Origin of the sequence: Roseibium sp. SCP14 (assembly GCF_040329475.1) — a bacterium.
Taxonomy (GTDB): domain Bacteria; phylum Pseudomonadota; class Alphaproteobacteria; order Rhizobiales; family Stappiaceae; genus Roseibium.
The window spans coordinates 40,777-58,502 of the sequence record NZ_JBDZYH010000014.1 but is presented as its reverse complement, the minus strand read 5'-3'; the positions used below and the strand labels follow the sequence as shown (position 1 = coordinate 58,502).

The 17,726-nt window shown below is 56.8% G+C and carries 17 protein-coding genes and 1 pseudogene; 10 read left to right on the top strand and 8 right to left on the bottom strand.

The genetic code is table 11. The annotated features are described in order from the left end of the window. The first annotated feature begins 14 nt into the window (after positions 1 to 14). The 8 genes from ABLQ08_RS31280 to ABLQ08_RS31245 are packed head-to-tail and all read left to right on the top strand — an operon-like array spanning position 15 to position 7,761. Positions 15 to 917: a MurR/RpiR family transcriptional regulator gene (locus ABLQ08_RS31280; RefSeq protein WP_352950676.1), complete on the top strand. Its 903-nt coding sequence runs from the start codon at positions 15 to 17 to the stop codon at positions 915 to 917. Continuing rightward, positions 907 to 2,217 (top strand): glutamine synthetase family protein, encoded by a 1,311-nt coding sequence (locus ABLQ08_RS31275; RefSeq protein WP_352950674.1) that lies wholly within the window; start codon positions 907 to 909, stop codon positions 2,215 to 2,217. Before ABLQ08_RS31280 ends, ABLQ08_RS31275 begins: the two co-directional genes overlap by 11 nt. After that, positions 2,217 to 2,948: an ABC transporter ATP-binding protein gene (locus ABLQ08_RS31270; protein ID WP_352950672.1), complete on the top strand. Its 732-nt coding sequence runs from the start codon at positions 2,217 to 2,219 to the stop codon at positions 2,946 to 2,948. Before ABLQ08_RS31275 ends, ABLQ08_RS31270 begins: the two co-directional genes overlap by 1 nt. Positions 2,949 to 2,974: 26 nt before the next feature. Then, positions 2,975 to 4,129, top strand: coding sequence for an ABC transporter substrate-binding protein (locus tag ABLQ08_RS31265; protein ID WP_352950670.1), 1,155 nt, complete (start codon positions 2,975 to 2,977; stop codon positions 4,127 to 4,129). Between the two features lie 53 nt (positions 4,130 to 4,182). Continuing rightward, entirely contained in the window at positions 4,183 to 4,887 is a 705-nt protein-coding gene (locus tag ABLQ08_RS31260) for an ABC transporter ATP-binding protein (RefSeq protein ID WP_352950668.1), read from the top strand. 1 nt (position 4,888) lies between these two features. Continuing rightward, positions 4,889 to 5,785 carry a branched-chain amino acid ABC transporter permease gene (locus ABLQ08_RS31255; RefSeq protein WP_352950666.1) on the top strand — a complete coding sequence of 299 codons (897 nt, stop codon included), beginning with the start codon at positions 4,889 to 4,891 and terminating at the stop codon, positions 5,783 to 5,785. Continuing rightward, positions 5,782 to 6,813, top strand: a complete 1,032-nt coding sequence (locus tag ABLQ08_RS31250; protein WP_352950665.1) for a branched-chain amino acid ABC transporter permease — start codon at positions 5,782 to 5,784, stop codon at positions 6,811 to 6,813. The genes ABLQ08_RS31255 and ABLQ08_RS31250 overlap by 4 nt, the downstream gene beginning before the upstream one ends. Positions 6,814 to 6,822: 9 nt before the next feature. Further along, positions 6,823 to 7,761 carry an acetamidase/formamidase family protein gene (locus ABLQ08_RS31245; RefSeq protein ID WP_352950663.1) on the top strand — a complete coding sequence of 313 codons (939 nt, stop codon included), beginning with the start codon at positions 6,823 to 6,825 and terminating at the stop codon, positions 7,759 to 7,761. 13 nt (positions 7,762 to 7,774) lie between these two features. On the opposite strand, the gene ABLQ08_RS31240 is transcribed toward ABLQ08_RS31245, so the two are convergent. From ABLQ08_RS31240 to dctP, 5 genes and pseudogenes are all read right to left on the bottom strand, one after another. Beyond that, complete coding sequence (locus tag ABLQ08_RS31240; RefSeq protein WP_352950661.1) at positions 7,775 to 8,725, bottom strand: 3-hydroxyacyl-CoA dehydrogenase family protein; 951 nt, start codon at positions 8,723 to 8,725, stop codon at positions 7,775 to 7,777. Then, positions 8,722 to 9,888 carry a serine hydrolase domain-containing protein gene (locus ABLQ08_RS31235; RefSeq protein WP_352950659.1) on the bottom strand — a complete coding sequence of 389 codons (1,167 nt, stop codon included), beginning with the start codon at positions 9,886 to 9,888 and terminating at the stop codon, positions 8,722 to 8,724. The genes ABLQ08_RS31240 and ABLQ08_RS31235 overlap by 4 nt, the downstream gene beginning before the upstream one ends. Then, on the bottom strand, positions 9,885 to 11,525 hold the full coding sequence (locus ABLQ08_RS31230; protein ID WP_352950657.1) for a TRAP transporter large permease: 1,641 nt from the start codon (positions 11,523 to 11,525) through the stop codon (positions 9,885 to 9,887). The genes ABLQ08_RS31235 and ABLQ08_RS31230 overlap by 4 nt, the downstream gene beginning before the upstream one ends. Positions 11,526 to 11,559: 34 nt before the next feature. Then, positions 11,560 to 11,787: pseudogene (locus ABLQ08_RS31225) on the bottom strand (TRAP transporter small permease subunit); the annotation flags it as partial. A 122-nt stretch (positions 11,788 to 11,909) separates the two neighbouring features. Further along, positions 11,910 to 12,911, bottom strand: a complete 1,002-nt coding sequence (gene dctP / locus ABLQ08_RS31220) for a TRAP transporter substrate-binding protein DctP (protein ID WP_352950655.1) — start codon at positions 12,909 to 12,911, stop codon at positions 11,910 to 11,912. Between the two features lie 113 nt (positions 12,912 to 13,024). On the opposite strand from dctP, the gene ABLQ08_RS31215 reads away from it, so the two are divergent. Continuing rightward, on the top strand, positions 13,025 to 13,981 hold the full coding sequence (locus ABLQ08_RS31215; protein WP_352950653.1) for an AraC family transcriptional regulator: 957 nt from the start codon (positions 13,025 to 13,027) through the stop codon (positions 13,979 to 13,981). 63 nt (positions 13,982 to 14,044) lie between these two features. On the opposite strand, the gene ABLQ08_RS31210 is transcribed toward ABLQ08_RS31215, so the two are convergent. Beyond that, positions 14,045 to 14,947 carry an oxidoreductase gene (locus ABLQ08_RS31210; RefSeq protein ID WP_352950651.1) on the bottom strand — a complete coding sequence of 301 codons (903 nt, stop codon included), beginning with the start codon at positions 14,945 to 14,947 and terminating at the stop codon, positions 14,045 to 14,047. A 147-nt stretch (positions 14,948 to 15,094) separates the two neighbouring features. On the opposite strand from ABLQ08_RS31210, the gene ABLQ08_RS31205 reads away from it, so the two are divergent. Further along, positions 15,095 to 15,757: a TetR family transcriptional regulator gene (locus ABLQ08_RS31205; RefSeq protein ID WP_352950649.1), complete on the top strand. Its 663-nt coding sequence runs from the start codon at positions 15,095 to 15,097 to the stop codon at positions 15,755 to 15,757. Between the two features lie 120 nt (positions 15,758 to 15,877). Here the strand turns inward: ABLQ08_RS31205 and ABLQ08_RS31200 are convergent, their stop codons facing one another. Beyond that, positions 15,878 to 16,864, bottom strand: coding sequence for an aldo/keto reductase (locus ABLQ08_RS31200; RefSeq protein WP_352950647.1), 987 nt, complete (start codon positions 16,862 to 16,864; stop codon positions 15,878 to 15,880). 11 nt (positions 16,865 to 16,875) lie between these two features. Beyond that, positions 16,876 to 17,649, bottom strand: a complete 774-nt coding sequence (locus tag ABLQ08_RS31195) for an SDR family NAD(P)-dependent oxidoreductase (protein ID WP_352950747.1) — start codon at positions 17,647 to 17,649, stop codon at positions 16,876 to 16,878. Positions 17,650 to 17,726 lie beyond the last annotated feature (77 nt).

The window sequence follows — 17,726 nt, the reverse complement described above, 5'->3', positions numbered from 1 at the left end:
ACAAAAGCGAAAACTTGACAAGATATTTTTATCGGCACAATCTGATTGCCATGGTGTCTCAACGAACAATCCGCGATCTGATAAACGAGACTTCGCAGGCCCTGACCGGGACGGAGCGAAAGCTGTCGACGACGCTTCTTTCCGATTACCCCTTTGCCGGTCTTGAACCGATCCAGGTCCTGGCTGAGCGCACCGGCGTGTCCTCGCCCTCGATATCGCGTTTTGTGTCCAAGCTCGGCTTTCAGGGTTACCAGGATTTCCAGCGCCAGCTGATCCAGGAACTGAAGGCAAGTCAGAGATCGCCAATCGAACTTATGGTCGAGGAGCGTGAAGTCGACGGCTCCTTCCTGGGGGATTTCACCAAACGGGCAAGTGCGCTGATGGAAGAAATGGCGCACAGCATCACCGACGCCCAGTTTCACCGGGTCGGCACTTTGCTGAGTGACCCGAACCGCAGGGTTTTTGTCCTTGGTGGACGGGTGAGCGACCTCGTTGCACAGACTTTGAGCCGTCACCTCAAGCGACTGCGCGACGACGTTTTTCATATGGAATCGGATCCGGAGACCTGGCCGGACAATCTCCTGAAAATGCGCAGCAAGGATGTGCTGTTTGTCGTTGATTTCCGCCGATATCAGCAATCGATCAGCGATCTTGCAAAGATGGCAGCAAATGAGCGCAAGGCCAACGTCATCGTGCTCACAGACAAGTGGCTTTCGCCGGCGGTCACCTATGCGAGCGAGACGCTTGCCGTGCCGGTTGAGAGCGGCACGGTCTGGGACAGCTACGCCGCAGGCTTCACGCTCATGGAAGCGCTCATGACCAGAGTGGCAGAGTCGGACTGGAAAAAGCACGGCAAGCGCGTAGCGGCCTGGGATGCCCTGAATGAAGGAAGGCAGAAGCAGAAGAATGATACGTAAGCCCATGATATTTGCCGCAACGTCTGACCTGTCGGGCAAGACACGCGGCAAGGCCTTTCCTGCGGACCAGCTCCAGAAGAGGCTGACGCGTGGCATGGGCTGGGTGCCGACAAACGTGCAGATCACCTGCTTCGATACGATTGCCGACAGCCCCTTCGGTTCCTTTGGTGACCTTGCTCTGGTTCCCGATGCAACCGCCCAGGTTCATGTCGACTTCGAAGACGGAACGCCTCCTGAACATTTCATGCTGGGTGATATTCGCACGCTTGATGGTCAGCCCTGGGGGTTTTGCACACGGTCGATCCTGCGTCAGGCGCTTGAACGTCTGGAGAAACTATCCGGGGCTCGATTGCTGGCCGCTTTCGAGCATGAGTTTCAGTTCGCCAAGGGGGCAACGCTGATCCATCAGGGTTTTGGTCTGCAGGGCCATTCGGAACATGCGCAGTTCGGCGAGACCCTGATTGCAGCACTCGAGCTGGCTGGGCTGCAGCCGGACAGTTTCATCTGCGAATACGGTCCCGATCAGTTCGAAGTCACGATTGCACCTGAAGAGGGCATCAAGGCCGCGGACAGTGCAGTCATCACCCGGGAACTGGTGCGTATGTCCGCGCGGCGTACCGGCCAGCAAGCGACCTTCACACCAATCCGCGATGTGGCGAGCGTTGGTAATGGCGTGCATGTGCATATGAGCTTTGTCGGTGAAAGCGGGCCGATGACCTACGATCCGGATGGTCCGAACGGCATGTCCGAATTAACGGGAGCGTTTTCCGCGGGTGTTCTGAAATATCTTGAGAGCATTCTGGCGCTGACGGCGCCGTCTGTCATTTCCTATGAAAGGTTGACGCCGCACCGCTGGAGCGCGGCCTACAACAATCTCGGTCTTCAGGATCGGGAAGCAAGCCTGCGGATTTGCCCGGTCACGGCGAAGGACCCGCATGGCATCGCCCGGCAATTCAACATTGAGTATCGAGCTGCTGATGCCGCGGCTTCCCCACATCTGGCGCTTGCCGCAATTGTGCATGCGGGATGTCAGGGAATTGAGGAGAACCTTGCTGCTCCGCAAGTCACCGAAGAAGACCTGTCATTGCTCAGTGGTGAGGATCTTGCGGCCAAGGGGTTCGTTCGCCTTCCCGAAACGCTCGAAGAAGCGCTTGCCCGCTTTGCTTCTAACCCGACCGTCACCGGATGGTTCGATCCGCAATTCGCTGACGTTTACGTGGCCCACAAGAAGGCGGAAGCCGCCTTTCTGGAAAACATGGACACGGCGCAGCGCTGCGCTGCCTATGAGGAGGTCTATTGATGTCGGCGCTGGTGCTCGAAGGGATTTCGAAACAGTTTGGCGGTGTGCGGGCCGTCAGCAATGTCAGTTTCGAAGTGGCACCCGGTGAGGTTCGCGGTCTGATCGGACCGAACGGCGCAGGCAAGACCACCCTGATCAATCTGATTTCGGGTCTTTTGACGCCAACAAGCGGAACGCTCTCCCTGGCGGGAGAGATACTGGATGGTCAGGGATCGGCGGACCGGACCCGCAAGGGGATCGCCCGAACGTTTCAGAACCTGCGCATCTTCGAAAATCTGTCCGTGGGTCAGAACATTGAAGTGGCGCAGATTACCGCGCGATCGGAGGGACATGAGGACAGTCCCGCCATTGCTGAAGCTATTGAACGTTTCGATCTTTCCGGAAAACTGGCAATGCCTGCCAGCGCACTGTCCTATGGACATTTACGGCGCCTTGAAATCGTGCGCGCGCTCGCACTGAACCCGAAGGTGCTGATGCTCGATGAGCCCGCTGCCGGAATGAATGAGCAGGAAACGGAAGAACTCGCCGCAGGACTGGAATGGGTCAAAACCCGCTTCGGTTGCGCAATTTTGGTCATCGATCACGATCTCAAGTTCATCATGACGCTGTGTGACAGGATCACAGTGCTGAACATGGGGGCAATGATCGCTGAAGGTACGCCCCGGGAAATAACAACAAACCAAGACGTAATTGATGCCTATCTGGGCGAAGACCATTCAAATGCCGCCTGAGGCGGCACAAAAACAGGAGAGGGACAGTGAAAAAATTTGGACTTACTCTTGCCGGGCTCGCCTTTGCAGCTGCACCGGCTTTCGCTGCCGACACGGTCAAGATCGGCCTTGCGGTTCCCATGACCGGTGATTACGCACCTTACTCGGAGTTTCAGGGTGCGCGCTGCATGGTGGAAAAAATAAATGCCGATGGCGGTATCAACGGAATGCCGATTGAACTGTTCGTTCAGGACACCGGCTCCGACACGCAAACTGCAATTTCACTGGCACAGAAATTTCTCGATGACGGTGTTGTCATGCTCGGCACCATTCCGTTTTCGGACACCATGATCCCGGTCGCCCAGGTGGCCGCAGGCTACGGCGTTTCGATCTTTCAGCCGCAGTCGACGCAGGTCGAAATGCATGCCGGCATTGTCGACAATTTCTTCACCGGCGTATCGCCGGACCCGTTTACGGCAACGGCTGCCGCCAACTACGCACTGGAACAGGGCGTCAAGAACGTCGTCCTGTTCACGTCGGATGAAGGCGGTTCGTGGTCGGCACGCACACCACTGTGGTTCGGTGAAGTGATCGAGGCAAATGGCGGCAAGGTACTTTCCAAGCTCAACTTCAGTTTCGGCACCTCCGACTGGTCGCCGCAGATCGCTGAAATCAAGGCGCTGGAGACCCAGCCTGACGCCGTCTACATTTCTTCCATCATGCCGGATGTCGGCGTTCTGGTGCGTCAGCTGCGCAGCGCCGGTATTGATGCCTGGGTTGTCGGTTCCGACGGGTTCGACGATCCCTCCCTCGATGCCATCGGATCCGACGATCCGAGCCTTCTGGACAAGGTCTTCTTCGCAACGCTGGCTCCAAGCCACGAAGACAGCGCGGTCGTCAACTTCATGAAGGAATGCAAGGAAATGGGCCACGATGTGAACGGGCTCTTCCCGGCAACCGGCGCCGATACGATCATGGCGGTGAAGTTCGGTGTCGAAACTGCGGGCAGCCTCGATCCGGCGGCAGTTTCAGAAGCGATCCGCAGCGCCGACAGTATTCCGGTTCTGACGGTAAATTCGATTTCCTTCAAGGATACGAAGACCTACGCGCAACGGACGATCCCTGTGATCGGCTACAAGGACGGCAAGCGGGTGCTCGTAACCAACGAAATCCCGGCCAACGTTCCGGCCAACTGGAACTAGGATCCACGGCGCGGCCATCGTCTGGTGGTCGCGCCGCAGGATCATGTCTCATCATGCTCATACTTCAGGATTTACATGTCTTTCATGGTCCGATTGAAGCGGTCCATGGCATTTCCCTTGAGGTGCCTCAGGGAAAATGCATCTCTCTTCTGGGACCGAACGGTGCCGGGAAGACCTCGACCATCTCGGCGATCACCGGCATTGCGCGATCAACGGGAGAAGTCCGTTTTGAGGGCCGCGATCTTTCCCGTGAAAGCGTGGAAGCGCGCATTGCCGCCGGTATCGCCGTTTCGCCGGAAGGACGCCGGATCTTTTCAAACCTGACGGTCTTGGAAAACCTCACCCTTGGAGCTGCCCTGCAAAAGGACGCAAAGGAAAAGGCACGGGATCGCGATCATTGGTTCTCGCTTTTCCCGATCCTCGCGGAACGTCGGGATCAGCCGGCCGGAACACTGTCCGGCGGCGAGCAGCAGATGCTGGCCATCGCACGCGCACTGATGGCGAGACCCAGGATCCTGCTTCTGGACGAACCGAGCCTTGGGCTGGCGCCAAAGATCGTCCGGCAGATTTTCGATCTGATCGCCTCCTTGAAGGAGCGGGGCATGACGATCCTACTGGTGGAACAGAACGCAACGCAGGCTTTGAAGCTTGCGGACTACGCATATCTCATGAGTTCCGGACGGATAGTAGCGCACGGAACAGCTGACGAATTGGGCAAAAGCGACAGGCTGATGGCTGAGCTGACGGGGGTTGCCTGAGATGGAATATATCATTCAGCAGGTCTTGAATGCACTCAGCTTCGGTGCGGAATACGCACTGCTGGCGCTGGGCCTGGCAATCGTGTTTTCGATCATGGGACTTGTGAACTTCGCGCACGGTGAGATCATTGCCGTCGGTGGGTACACCATGGTGGCCTTTGCGTCGCTGTCCATCGGCAATCCGTTCATCGTCATGGGCGGTGCGGTGCTGGCGGCGATGCTTGCGTCACTCACCCTGGAAAGAGTTGCTTTCAGGCCGGTGCGAAAGGCCGATCCGACGACAGGACTGCTGACGGCCTTCGGTGTTTCAATCGTTCTGCAGAATCTTTTCCTTCTCTTCGTTTCGCCCCGACCGATTGCGGTGACATCACTCTATTTCCTTGATTGGCCAATCGAGATAGCGGGCATCAGGCTGGCGTCGCTTCAGGTGTTCGAAGCGCTGACAACGATAATTGTCATTGTCGCCTTGATGCTGTTCTTGCGCCGAACCGTGCTCGGGCTGGCTGTCCGGGCGGCTTCGCTGGATTTTGAAATGGTGCGGCTGACCGGTATCCGGGCGAACAGGGTCTTTGCGATGGCCTTTTTGATTTCCGGCCTGCTGGCCGGTCTCGCCTGCATCTTCATCATGGCGCGCCGTGGCAGCGTCGACCCGCATCTTGGATTTGAGCCGGTGTTGAAGGCCTTTGTCGCCTGCGTTGTCGGCGGGTTCGGCAGCTTGCCGGGAGCCGTTCTCGGCGGTTTCCTCCTTGGAGCTGTCGAGGTCGCGATGCTGGTAATGCTGCCCCAAAGTCTTGGTGGCATGACCGACGCATTCGTGTTCGTGATCGTTGCACTGATCCTGATCTGGCGCCCGGACGGCATTCTGTCTCCGGCGGTGGAGAAGGGAGACAAACTGTGATCCGGTTAAGTTCAAGCCAACGATCCGGTCTGATCGGTGCAGCGCTCCTAGCCCTCGTGCTGATCGCAATCGGGGTTCTGGTCACTTATTTCGGATCGCGCTACCAGATCCGTCTTGTCTACTCCGCCTATGTCAATCTCATCGTGGTGCTTGGGCTTCAGGTTTTCATGGGCAATGCGCGCATCACCAATCTGTCTCACAGTGCCTTCATGGGAGTTGGAGCCTATGCGGCGGCGCTCTGTGTGACGCCTGAGAAGATCAAGAAAATCTCGTTGCCCGAAGCACCTTGGGGTCTTGCGGAATTTTCGCTCGATCCCGTTCTGGCCGCCGTAATCGCGATCGTCGTGACGGCGCTGCTTGCTTTGTTCCTGGGCATGTTCATCGTGCGCCTGACCAGCACCGGCGCGACCATTGTCACGCTTGCGGTTCTGGTGATCGTCCACGCGATCTTCCTTTACCGGACGGATATTTTCAAAGGTAATCAGGCCTTTTTCGGTATTCCGCAGGTCTTTGACCTGACCTCGGTGATCGTCATTGCAATTCTTGCGGTGGTTGCCTGCCGCATGTTTCGTGAGAGCCGGTGGGGCATTCAGTTGAGGGCCAGCGCAGATGACGAAGTCGGGGCTGCTGCGATGGGTGTCCAGATCTACAGGCTGCGTTTGATTGCCTGGGTCCTCGGCGCTGTCATTCTGGCAGTCGCGGGCATTTGCTACGCTTACTTCCTCGGGACGATTTCGGCCCGGCCCTTCTATTTCAATCACGTCTTCCTGACCCTGGCGATGCTGATCCTGGGGGGCATGCGAACGGTTACCGGGGCAGTGCTTGGCACGTTTTTGATTTCCTTCGGCCTGGAAGGTGTTCGGTATCTGGAAACCGGTCCGGTTTTCTTAGGTATTGATCTTCCCGAAGCTCTTGGACTGTCCGGCATCGCGCTCGGGGCGGTGATCGTCTTGACTATGGCACTCCGACCGACTGGTATCATGGGCAATCGGGAAATCGAGGATCTGTTTGCCCGGCAAAAATCTTAGGAGGTTTTCGTGGCCTGTAACCACACAATTCATAAGCACACGCATCATTTCGGCTGGGACAACTCGATCGATCCGATCCTGACAGTGCAACCAGGCCAGACGATTGAAGTCGAAACCATCGACAGTTCCGGCGGCCAGCTGAATGAGAACTCGGCAACTGCCGATCTCGGCAATCTGAGTTTCGAGAAAGTCAACCCGGTCACCGGACCGATCTATGTTGAAGGTGCGGAGCCGGGCGATGCGGTGGCCATCACCTTCCTCGATTTCAAGCCCTCCGGATGGGGCTGGACAGCAAACATTCCCGGCTTCGGTCTGCTTGCCGACCAGTTCACCGATCCGGCACTGCATATCTGGAAATATGATGCCGTATCCATGAAACCAGCCCTTTACGGACCGGGTGGGGCAGTTCCGCTCAAACCCTTTGTCGGCACCATCGGGCTTGCCATGGCCGAACCGGGTCTTCACTCGGTAGTTCCGCCGCGCAGGGTCGGTGGCAATCTGGACATTCGTGACAACTCGGTCGGCACCACTCTCTATCTGCCGGTTGAAGTGGCGGGCGGCCTCCTGTCGCTCGGCGACACGCATGCGGCCCAGGGCGACGGGGAAATCTGCGGCACGGCGATTGAAAGTCCGATGGATGTTGCGATCAAGGTCGACCTGGTAAAGGGCGCGAATTTTGCCTTCCCGCGCTTTGAAACGGATGGACCGGTCTCTCGCCATTTCGACACCAAAGGCTATCAGGTAACAACGGGCATTGGCGAAGATCTGATGCAGGCTGCACGGGACGCGGTTTCGGGAATGGTTGACTGGGTCGCCGCCAACACCGGCATGAGCGCTCTGGATGCCTACATGCTGTGTTCCGTCTGCGGCGACCTGCGGATTTCCGAGATCGTGGACATGCCCAACTGGACCGTGTCTTTCTACTTCCCGAAGAGCGTTCTCGGCTAGAAGGCGACAGGTCTCAATCCTGGTTCCTGGAGGAGGAGTTTGCTTCCTCCAGTGCTGCAAGTGTGAACTGCAGCACGAGCCTGTCTCGACGGCGAGCCAACTCGGCGGGTGAGAGATCACCTGTTGCCGCCGTGAGGCCGGCCTCAAGAGTGTCGACAATTTCGGGCGTGAGGCGCGGCGCTCCAAGGTCATCCCACCAGCTATGCATCGGTTCGCCCAGATGCTCGCAAAAACCTCGAATTCCCCCTTCTCCGCCACCAAGATGAAACAGTGCGCTGGGTCCGAGGGCTGCCCATCTCAGTCCGGGACCAAACGCAACGGCCTTGTCGATGTCTTCAACACTCGCAACTCCTTCTGCCGCAAGGTGGATCGCCTCACGCCAAAGGGCTGCTTGCAGTCTGTTTGCGACATGACCTGGAACCTCCTTGTTCAAACAGATGCAGACCTTGCCGAGGCTCTCGTAAAAGGTCTTTGCCTGCTTTAGGACACCATCGTCCGTCTTATTGTTGTCCATGAGCTCGACCAGAGGAATGAGGTGCGGTGGATTGAACGGGTGCGCAAGCACAAGACGTCCGGATCTGGCAAATCCCGCCTGCATGTCGGATAGTTTCAGGCCTGAAGTCGAGCTGCCGATAATCGCAGTTTCTTTCATGTGAGGTTCGATCCGGGCATAGAGCGCGTGTTTTATTTCCAGTCGTTCCGGAACGCTTTCCTGAATGAAATCGGCTTCCCGAACGGCTTCACCCGGGTCGTCGGTGAAATGCATCTTGGAAACATCACCGGCATGTTCATGGCCAAGAGCGGACAGAGTATCGGACGCACTGTTGACCAGCGCGGTCACGCGTTCCCGTGTCTGCGGTGAAGGATCGAAGACGGAAACATGGCGTCCTGTGGCGGCAAAAAGCGCGGCCCAACTCATGCCGATCGTGCCGGCACCCAAAATGGCGATGTTTGGATTTTTCATGATGCGACTTTTCCGTTGAGGCCGGCATAGACGGCATTTCGAAGACCAATGCGATGCACAGTGCGATGATCGGGGGCGTGGGTCATAAAGACGACGATGAGCTCGTTTTCCGGATCGACCCAGAAATTTGCGCCTGAAATCCCTGGCCAAAGAAATTCTCCAGCCCCTCCGGGCAGATGGTCGAGACGCTTTGTGCGCACCGCAAAACCAAGCCCGAAGCCCAACCCGTTATCGGGCCAGGGTGCGGTTATGCCGAGCGCCGGTGTATAGGATCCATAGCGAACATTTTCCGGCAGATGGTTTCGAAGCATGAGTGCCAGTGTTTCAGGTCGAAGCAGCGTTATGCCGTCAAGGTGACCGCCATTCTTCAGCATGCGGGCAAAGCGCATATAGTCGGAAACTGTCGAGCAAAGGCCGGACCCTCCAGACCACCATGATTGATCTGTCGTCATCAAGGGAGCCAGGGTGTCGCGAACAGGAGATGCCGGGATGTCTGCGATCCGGTCTGGCTGCGGCTGGAAATCGGTGTTTCTCATGTTCAGAGGATCAAGGACCAGTTCCCAAACGGCGTCATCGAGTTGCTGTCCGGTCTGAACCTCTACAATGCGTCCGAGAAGATCCGTGGACATGCCGTATTCAAACACCTTTCCCGGCTGGTGCAGGAGAGGCAGTGATGCGAGTGTTTCCGCCATCGACGCGTTGTCCGACCGGAAATTGTAGACGTTCGTGTCCTGATAGCGCCTATGAAGCCCGTCTTCGCCGAACCAGCCGTAGGTAACGCCTGATGTGTGGGTCAAAAGGTCAAGAACGGTTGGAGGACGTTCAACATCCTCCACATCGCCGGAAGAGGATAGGACACCTTGTTCGCCAAAGCCCGGAATAAACCTTGAAACCGGATCATTCAGAGACAGCTTGCCTTTCTCGACCAGCCTCATCGCGGCGACGGAAACGATCGGTTTGGTCATCGAAGCAATCCAGAACATGGTGTCCTGCGTGACAGCCCCGCCATCGGAATTCCGCGTGCCGAAAGATTCTGAGAAAACTGGTTTGTCGGATTGGCGAATTTCGATTGCACCGCCTGTCAGACGACCAGCTGCAATTTCATTCGATAGCCAGTTTCTGACCTTCGCGGAGTTGAAAAGCGTTCGGGTCATTGTGATCATCGTAGGACCTCCGGCAAAAAGGTTACGAGATCGGGTAGGGCGAAGAACAAAAACACCATGGCAAGAAAGGCTCCGACAAAGGGCAGTGTGCCTATTGAGATCTGCCCGAGAGTTACCCGTCCTTCCGACACACCTGACAGGACATAGAGGATCATCCCGACCGGCGGCGTGATAAGGCCGATTTCCACGAGCATCACGAGCACGATGCCGAACCATAGGAGATCCCATCCGGCGGCCTCGATGACCGGCAGGATGATAGGCAATGTCATGAGGACCATGCTGATGGGTTCAACAAACATTCCAAGGATCAGGTAAAGGACAACAATCGCAATGAAGAGACCGATATCAGAAAGATCGAGCGACTGCACGAATGTCACCAGGGCTTGAGGCATTGAAAGAAAATCAACCGGGAAACTCATGACTGCGGCGCCGACTGCAATGATCAGCAGGAAAGAGGTTACCATGACGGCTTCTTCCAACGCGGCGATGAATTGCGGCAATGAAAGTGTTTTGCGCGCGAAACTTATGAGCAAGGCTCCCAGAACGCCGACGGCGCCGGCTTCTGTTGGTGTTGCAAACCCCGCATAAAGGGAGCCGAGAACCAGGGTCATAAGGATGAGAAAGGGGACAACACCCTTAAGTGCGGTAAGCTTTTCGCGTAAGGGAACAGGCAGGCCGCCTGGAGCTGCCGAACGATCAAAAGTGCTCCAGACAAGAACCACCAACGAGAAGGCCGCGATCATCAGCAGCCCCGGTATGATCCCGGCCATGAAGAGATCCGTGACAGGAACGCCTGCCATCGGGCCATAAACGATCATTGCGATGCTTGGTGGGATAAGAATTCCCAGCGTGCCACCAGCCGCAAGCACGCCATAGGCAAGTTCGGGTCGATAGCCCTCACGCATCATCTCCGGACCGGCGACGCGTCCCATGGTGGCCGCCGTTGCCAGACTGGATCCGGAAACGGCGGCAAAGATACCCGATGCGAGGATCGAGGCATGGGCAAGGCTTCCGCGCAAGCGTCCCATTCCCGTGCGCGCGGCAGTGAACATTTCAGAAGAAGCGTTACTGCGTACGAGAACTGCGCCCATCAAAACAAACATCGGGATAGCTGCCAGTTCAAAAGTGTTGACCGCTTCCCATGTCCGCTCTCCGATGGTGTTCAGCGACACTGGTGGCAGCCAGAACATCATGGCGAAGATGCCGATGGATAGCAGGCTGAAGACGACCGGCAGGCCCGTGAAAAGGAGAAAGAAGAGTATACCGATTAAGCTGGTCGACTTGAGCGCAAGATCAGCATTCTCGCTTAGAACGAAGAGCGAAGTTACCGGAACCAGAATGAGGCCAGACACCACGAGCGTTGGCCCTCCGCCCGACAGGGCTGCACCCAACGCGGTAAGCAAACCCAGGCAAACGACGGATTGCAGCGGTGAAGGGTTGAGCGGCAGGAAATCGGTTGCCTCCAGAGCGGCAAACACAAGCGCCGCGATCACAGACAGGAGGGCCGGTCCGTTGGATCTGGCGTCCTCGCTGAATGCCAGGGCCAGAACCAGACCGGCAAGTCCTGCAACAGCAGCTGATTGAGGTATCCAGAGCGGTGTGTTCAAAAAGGCTCCAGCTTCGCGCTCCGCTGTCAAAATTCTCCAACCAGAAGCCGGAGACTTTCCAGATCAACACCAGGGTTATGAACAGCGCGATCCATGTCAGCGCGGATCTCAGAACTTCCCGCGCCTTCGGCGAAAACCTGTTCAACAGCAGGTCGACCCGCACGTTGCTGTCTCGCCCTGCAACAAAGGCGGCACCAAGGAAAGTGATTGCCACGACAAGATAAGTCGAGACTTCCGTCACCCAGATCGTGGCATGACCGAAGAAACTCCGGCCAAAGACTTCGATGTTCACGCTGATCAGCATTGCCAGAACAGCGAGTATTCCGAGAGCGCGCGACAGGGCCTGGACGGAACGTGAGACAGCAAGGGGCTGACACCCCCTCGCTGCTGCTTCTGTCTGAAGGGTCATCCGGTTTACTCGACAGCACTCTTGGCGGTTTGAAGAACCGTGTCTGCGTCGAGGCCAGCGCGTTCCATGTCTGCTCGCCAGGCTTCGATGACAGGTGCCTGAATTTCAACTGCGTATACGCGTTGCATTTCCCGATCGGAGATTTCGGTAAAGTCGACGCCGGCTTCCCGCCATTGTCCCGGCAATTCGGCAGCCCGTTCTCGCCACCGTGCTTCAAAATCGGCTTCGATCTTTTTGAACTCAGCAGCCACCTTGACGCGAAGGTCCTCAGGCAATTCGTTCCATGCATCATTGTTGACCAAAACCGGGGAGGGAACCACGCTACCGAGTTTCCAGTTTGCGGCATGAGTAATGACCGCACCGAAGCCGGCGCCATAGGCCCAGCAGCTGTCGGTGATAACACCTTCAATGACACCCCGCTCAAGGGCTGGCAGCACTTCTCCGGCTGACAGGGAGACCGTCGTTGCACCGAGCTCCGCCCCGATCAGACCGGTTCCCCTGTTGTTCACGCGTAACTTGCGGTCCTTCCACTCCTCGAGGGTCGTGATGGGTTTCGTTGAAAACAGTGTTTGCGGACAGAAAGCGGTCTCCATCAACTCGGTCGAATTGTAGGTCTCGTCATAAACCGCCCGTACCTGATTGCCGTAGTCCGACGCCGAAAGCGCCTTCAGGTCGTCATAGTTCTCCGAAAGACCGGGCAGGCTCGGCACGGTGAACAGGGGCTGCGAGCCGGAGTAGTAACCGGTCAGTGGCAAGGTCATTTCAACAAGGCCATCGCGCACCGCCTCAAGCAGCCGGTTGCCCTTGATCAGGGACGAGTTTGCAGTGATGACCAACTGCCCATCGGTTGCGGTGGCAATGCGCTCTGGAATCGCCAGAGCCACTTCTTCGTATATGGTTCCCTTGACCGCGAGATAGGCAAGCGTCCACTCGGTTGGTTGTGCCTTGACATTCGTTACCATAAGCGATGCACCGCCCAGGAGTGCGGCAAAGATGGTTTTCCTCATATGTTCCTCCCAATTCTGCTGCAAATTACACAGGAAGGAGCGGCGCTTTCTTGTGCTGGAAACCATCGGTTTTTGTGATAGCGTCCACTGCGAAAAGCTCGAGGCAATCACAAATGAAACTTTCCAGGATGACGAAACTCGGCTCTTGCCTGCCATTGATCGGCCGCACCGCCGATGTCGGCGAGGAAAAGAGCGACGATCACTGGAAAGCGGTTTTCGGCGGTATCTGGGGAACGAGCGATATTCAGCCTGTTGTCGAGGGTCAGATATCGGGAAGCCTTCACAGCCGGAAGGTCGGCGATCTGACGTTCAATCGCATCGAGTTCGGCAACCAGCAATTCGAGAAATCGCACAATCGCGGCTCGGAAGAGGAACCGTTCTTCTCGCTCAGTTTCCCTGAAAGCGGTACGGCGGTCTGCCAGATCGCGGATGTGCAAGCACAGTTGCTGCCGCAAAACACATACCTGCTCAACAATGGCCTGGCAGCCAGGCTTCGTGTTGAACGCGACTACTCGACGTTTAACGTCAAGATACCCGTTACCTCGCTTGAACACCGGCTCGGCCGGAAATCCAGCATTCTGTCGCGTCCCGTCGTCCAGCCCGATGCGATTTTTCACATGTTGCAGAGGCTGATCGTAGAACTGTTGGAAAATGTCGATGAGATGGATGATCGAACCGTCGGCTTCATGACAAATCAGATGCTGGATACGGTTGCCTTTTTCCTGTCGTCCGGTGGCTGCGTGTCGGAAGACAGCCTTGCCGTTCAGTCCGTCCGGGCGCGGGTGTTGGCCTACATTGATACCAAGTTTAGGGATCCCAACCTGCACCCCCAGGCAATCGCCCAGGCTTGCGGGATTTCCCGCAGTTATCTCTACAAGGTGTTTTCCGACGGGCCATCGCTGATGGAACGCATTCGAAGCCGCCGCCTAGAAGCTGCCCGCGGAATGATCGAGCAGCGTTCCGGCAAACTGTCGATGACACAAGTCGCGATGACCTCGGGTTTCTCGAGCTCCAGTGAGTTTTCCCGCCTTTTCAAAAAAGAATTCGGCGTCGCACCCAGCAAACTTTAGTCCAGACGCAAACCGCTTGGTCGGGAGTGCGGACGCTGCCGTGAAGCGAAAGCGAAGTTTCTTTTAGCCCCGGGTTTCAAACCGGCAACCGGTCAAGTTTTCCGTGTAGGCCCAAAGCTCTTCGGCCAGCGCGTTATCCAGCGCCTTTCTCTTGACCTTGATCTTGCTTGCAGGACCACGAATGCCGAACCGGGGCCCGTAGAAATCGCCTTTGCCTGCAGCCGGGTCGGTTGCTGCCCGCAGTTGTGGCGCGGCACCTGTTTCGACGGAAGCAGCCAGCCATTTTGACAACCTGCCGCCAATTCCGATGCTTTGTTGTCTCTCTGTTGCCGCCAGACCCGGATGAGCTGCCAGTGACAGCGCATTCGCACCAGCCAGATCGAAGCGCGTTTGAAGAGCGTATGTAAACAGGAGATTTGCAAGTTTGCTGTCGCCATATGCCTTAGTCCGGGAATAGTGGCGTTCGTTCCAGTCCATATCGTCGAAACGGATTTCTCCAACCCGGTAAGCGCCGCTGGTGACCGTCACGACCCGAGCGTTGCCGGTTTGCAGAAGGAGCGGAAACAGATGGGCAGTCAGGGCAAAATGACCGTAGTGGTTGGTTGCCATATGCATTTCGTGTCCTTGTCCGGTATGGCGCAAAGTTTCCAGATTCACGACCCCGGCGTTGTTCAGAAGGATGTCGAGCCTGTCATGACAACTCACAAACGTATCTGCGAACCGGGTGACTGAAGTCAGGTCCGTCAGGTCCAGTGGCAGACAGGACAGTTTTGCAGCAGGCAGTTCCTGATAAATCCGGGCGATCGCTTGTCCGCCGCTTTCCGGTCGCCGGCAGGCGATAATGACCTCGGCCCCCTTGCGAGCCAGCTCCAAAGCCGACTTGAACCCCAATCCGACATTGCCGCCGGTGACAATGGTGCGCTTGCCCGTCAAGTCGGGAATATTTGAAAAAGTCCAGCCGCTCAATGACGCCTCCACTGGGATTGCAATATAAGAGAATCAAGTTCACTTAAATCCTGATATACAGCGCATGCCCTTGCCGCAAGAGGTTAAGTGAATATCGTTCTCTTAAGGCGAGCTGAACTTTTGGAGTGCATCTGCTAGAACGCAGCCATGACAGAGAAATTCCTCCGCGCACGAAGCACCGAGCAAAAAGACGTACGGCGCCAGCAAATTCTGGAAGCGGCACAGAACGTTATCCGACGTGAGGGAATAGAGGCCCTGACCTTGGCGGGAATTGCCGCCGAAACGGGCATTACAAAATCTGCTTTCTACCGATACTTCAAAAGCAAGGAAGAAATCCTGGCTTACATCTTGATATCGGAAGCTCACAGGATCACGGATCAACTTGGAGCGAAGGTTCACAGCTGCAACTCGCTTCGGCAATTTGCCGCCGTATTCGCAGAAACCTGCGCCCGACAAACCCTTTTCTGCACGCTTGCCGCAGATCTGGCACGTATTCTGGAGCGCAACATCGCGCTGGACCGGTTGACCGATATCAAGCGGGAATTTGCGAAGATCCTACGGGAATGGACGGATCTGCTGCTTGACGCCTCAGTTACAACGGACCGCGTCACTGCAATCGAATTTGTCCGAAGCGCTTACGTGACGCTTTCAGGTCTTTGGCCGATGACACAGGAACGGCCCGTTGTGCAACAGGCTATCAGGCAGGCCGGGCTGGACGGCGGGTTTTCAGATTTTGAGCGAGAGTACACCCGCCTCCTGAAGATTATCGCAAACGGACTTGTATGTGATCAGGCCGCTTCGCGGGTCTGAACGATCGTCTTCACTGACCGGAACCTGGCAGCGGATCCGGGCGTGAAGGCTGGACGTCGGAGCAGGAAACGTTTCTTGCCCCTTCGATCCAGACACCGGGGAACCGGACGAGAATTGCCTTCACCAATAGTGATGTACATGCTGCGCAACGCGGGATTGATAGAGGTCACGCAGGGTGGCCATCACTTCCGGAGAAAGAGAGGCTGCATCGCTGGCGGCGGCATTGGCCTTTGCCTGCACATCTGTCTTCGCCCCGGGAATGACAACGCTGACGGCGTCTTCCATAAGAATCCAACGAAGGGCAAATTGTGCCATGGTTACGTTTTCCGGCACCAACTGGCGAATCTCCTCGACCACATCCAGCGCCAGCTCATAGGGCACACCGGCAAACGTTTCACCCTTGTCAAACGCCTCGCCATTGCGATTGAACGCACGGTGGTCATCGCTCGCAAATGCTGTTGATGTGTTCATTTTACCGGTCAGGAGGCCAGAGGCGAGCGGTACCCGCACGATGATCGCCACATTACGTGCCTTTGCCTCACGGAAAAACAGGCCCGCCGGGCGTTGCCGGAAAATGTTGTAGATGATCTGAACCGAAGTGACACCGGGATATTCAATCGCTTTCAACGCCTCTTCGATTTTCTCGACCGATACGCCGTAACCCTTGATTTTCCCATCCTCAACGAGGCCTTCCATCACGTCAAAAACATCGGGGCGATAGAAGACTTCAGTCGGCGGACAGTGGAGCTGAACCAGATCAAGGCAATCGGTCTGAAGATTGTCGCGGGACCGGTCCACAAAAGCGGTCAGATTGTCTTTGGTAAAACCTTCTGGCACATGGGGTGACAGTCGGCGTCCCGCTTTGGTCGCCACAAAAGGACGTTCCCCATCGCGTTCTTTCAGGACTTCGGCAATGATCCGTTCGGAGCGGCCATCGCCATAGACATCTGCCGTGTCGATGAAGGTGGTTCCGGCATCCAGAGCGGCGTGTAGCGCGCCCCTTGCATCCGCTTCGGACACGTCGCCCCAACTGCCACCGATTGCCCAGGCGCCAAAGCCGATTTCGGAAACTTCGCGGCCTGTGCGGCCAAAAATTCTGGTTTTCATGAATATGCTCCTTAAGGCATAAGCTGGCCGCCGTTCACCTCGATGACCTGGCCGGTGAGGTAGCCAGACAGGGTGGGCGACGCAAGAAACAGAAAGGCCCCGACACAGTCTTCGGGACAGCCTTCGCGCCCCATCGGGATCGTGGCGATCTGGGCGGCAAAGACATCTTCGGGCGTATAGCGGTCATGAAAGGGCGTTTGGATGACGCCGGGCGCTACCGCGTTCACACGAATGCCGTCGGCGACAAATTCCTTCGCCTGCCCACGCGTGAGGCTACTGACATAGGCCTTGGCCGCAGCGTAGAGCGCCGCGCCACCGCCACCGCCATTGCGCGCCGCGATGGACGTCGTGTTGATGACAAAACCATTCTCCGCCAAACGCACATAGGGATATGCTGCGACGGTTGCTTCCCATGCCGAGTGCGCATTCAGGTTAAACACCCGCGTAACGTGCTCCGGGCTGGCCTCGATCGTGGGGATCCTGCCGAGCATGCCACCCGCATTGTTGATCAACCCATCAAGGCCGCCAAGTGTTTCGGCAGCTTGTTGAACGACCTGCGTTGCAGCGCCTGGTGTGCTCAGGTCTCCTTGAATGAGTTCGATATATTCAGGTGCCTGTGCTTGTAGGGCACTGGCTGCTGTTCCGCTCTCATTAAAGTGCAACGCAACTTTTGCGCCCTGTGCTGCAAAGGCAAGAGAAACCGCGGCCCCGATACCCGTAGAGCCCCCGGTGACAAGAATGCGGCGCTCAGCGAGATCGCCAATCTTGATCTGATCCAAAGCCATGTTCACCCGTTGCCTCTTGTCAGCCGTCGATGGAGGCAAATTACACCTGTGGAGCTTGCAAATGGATCGTGATTGAA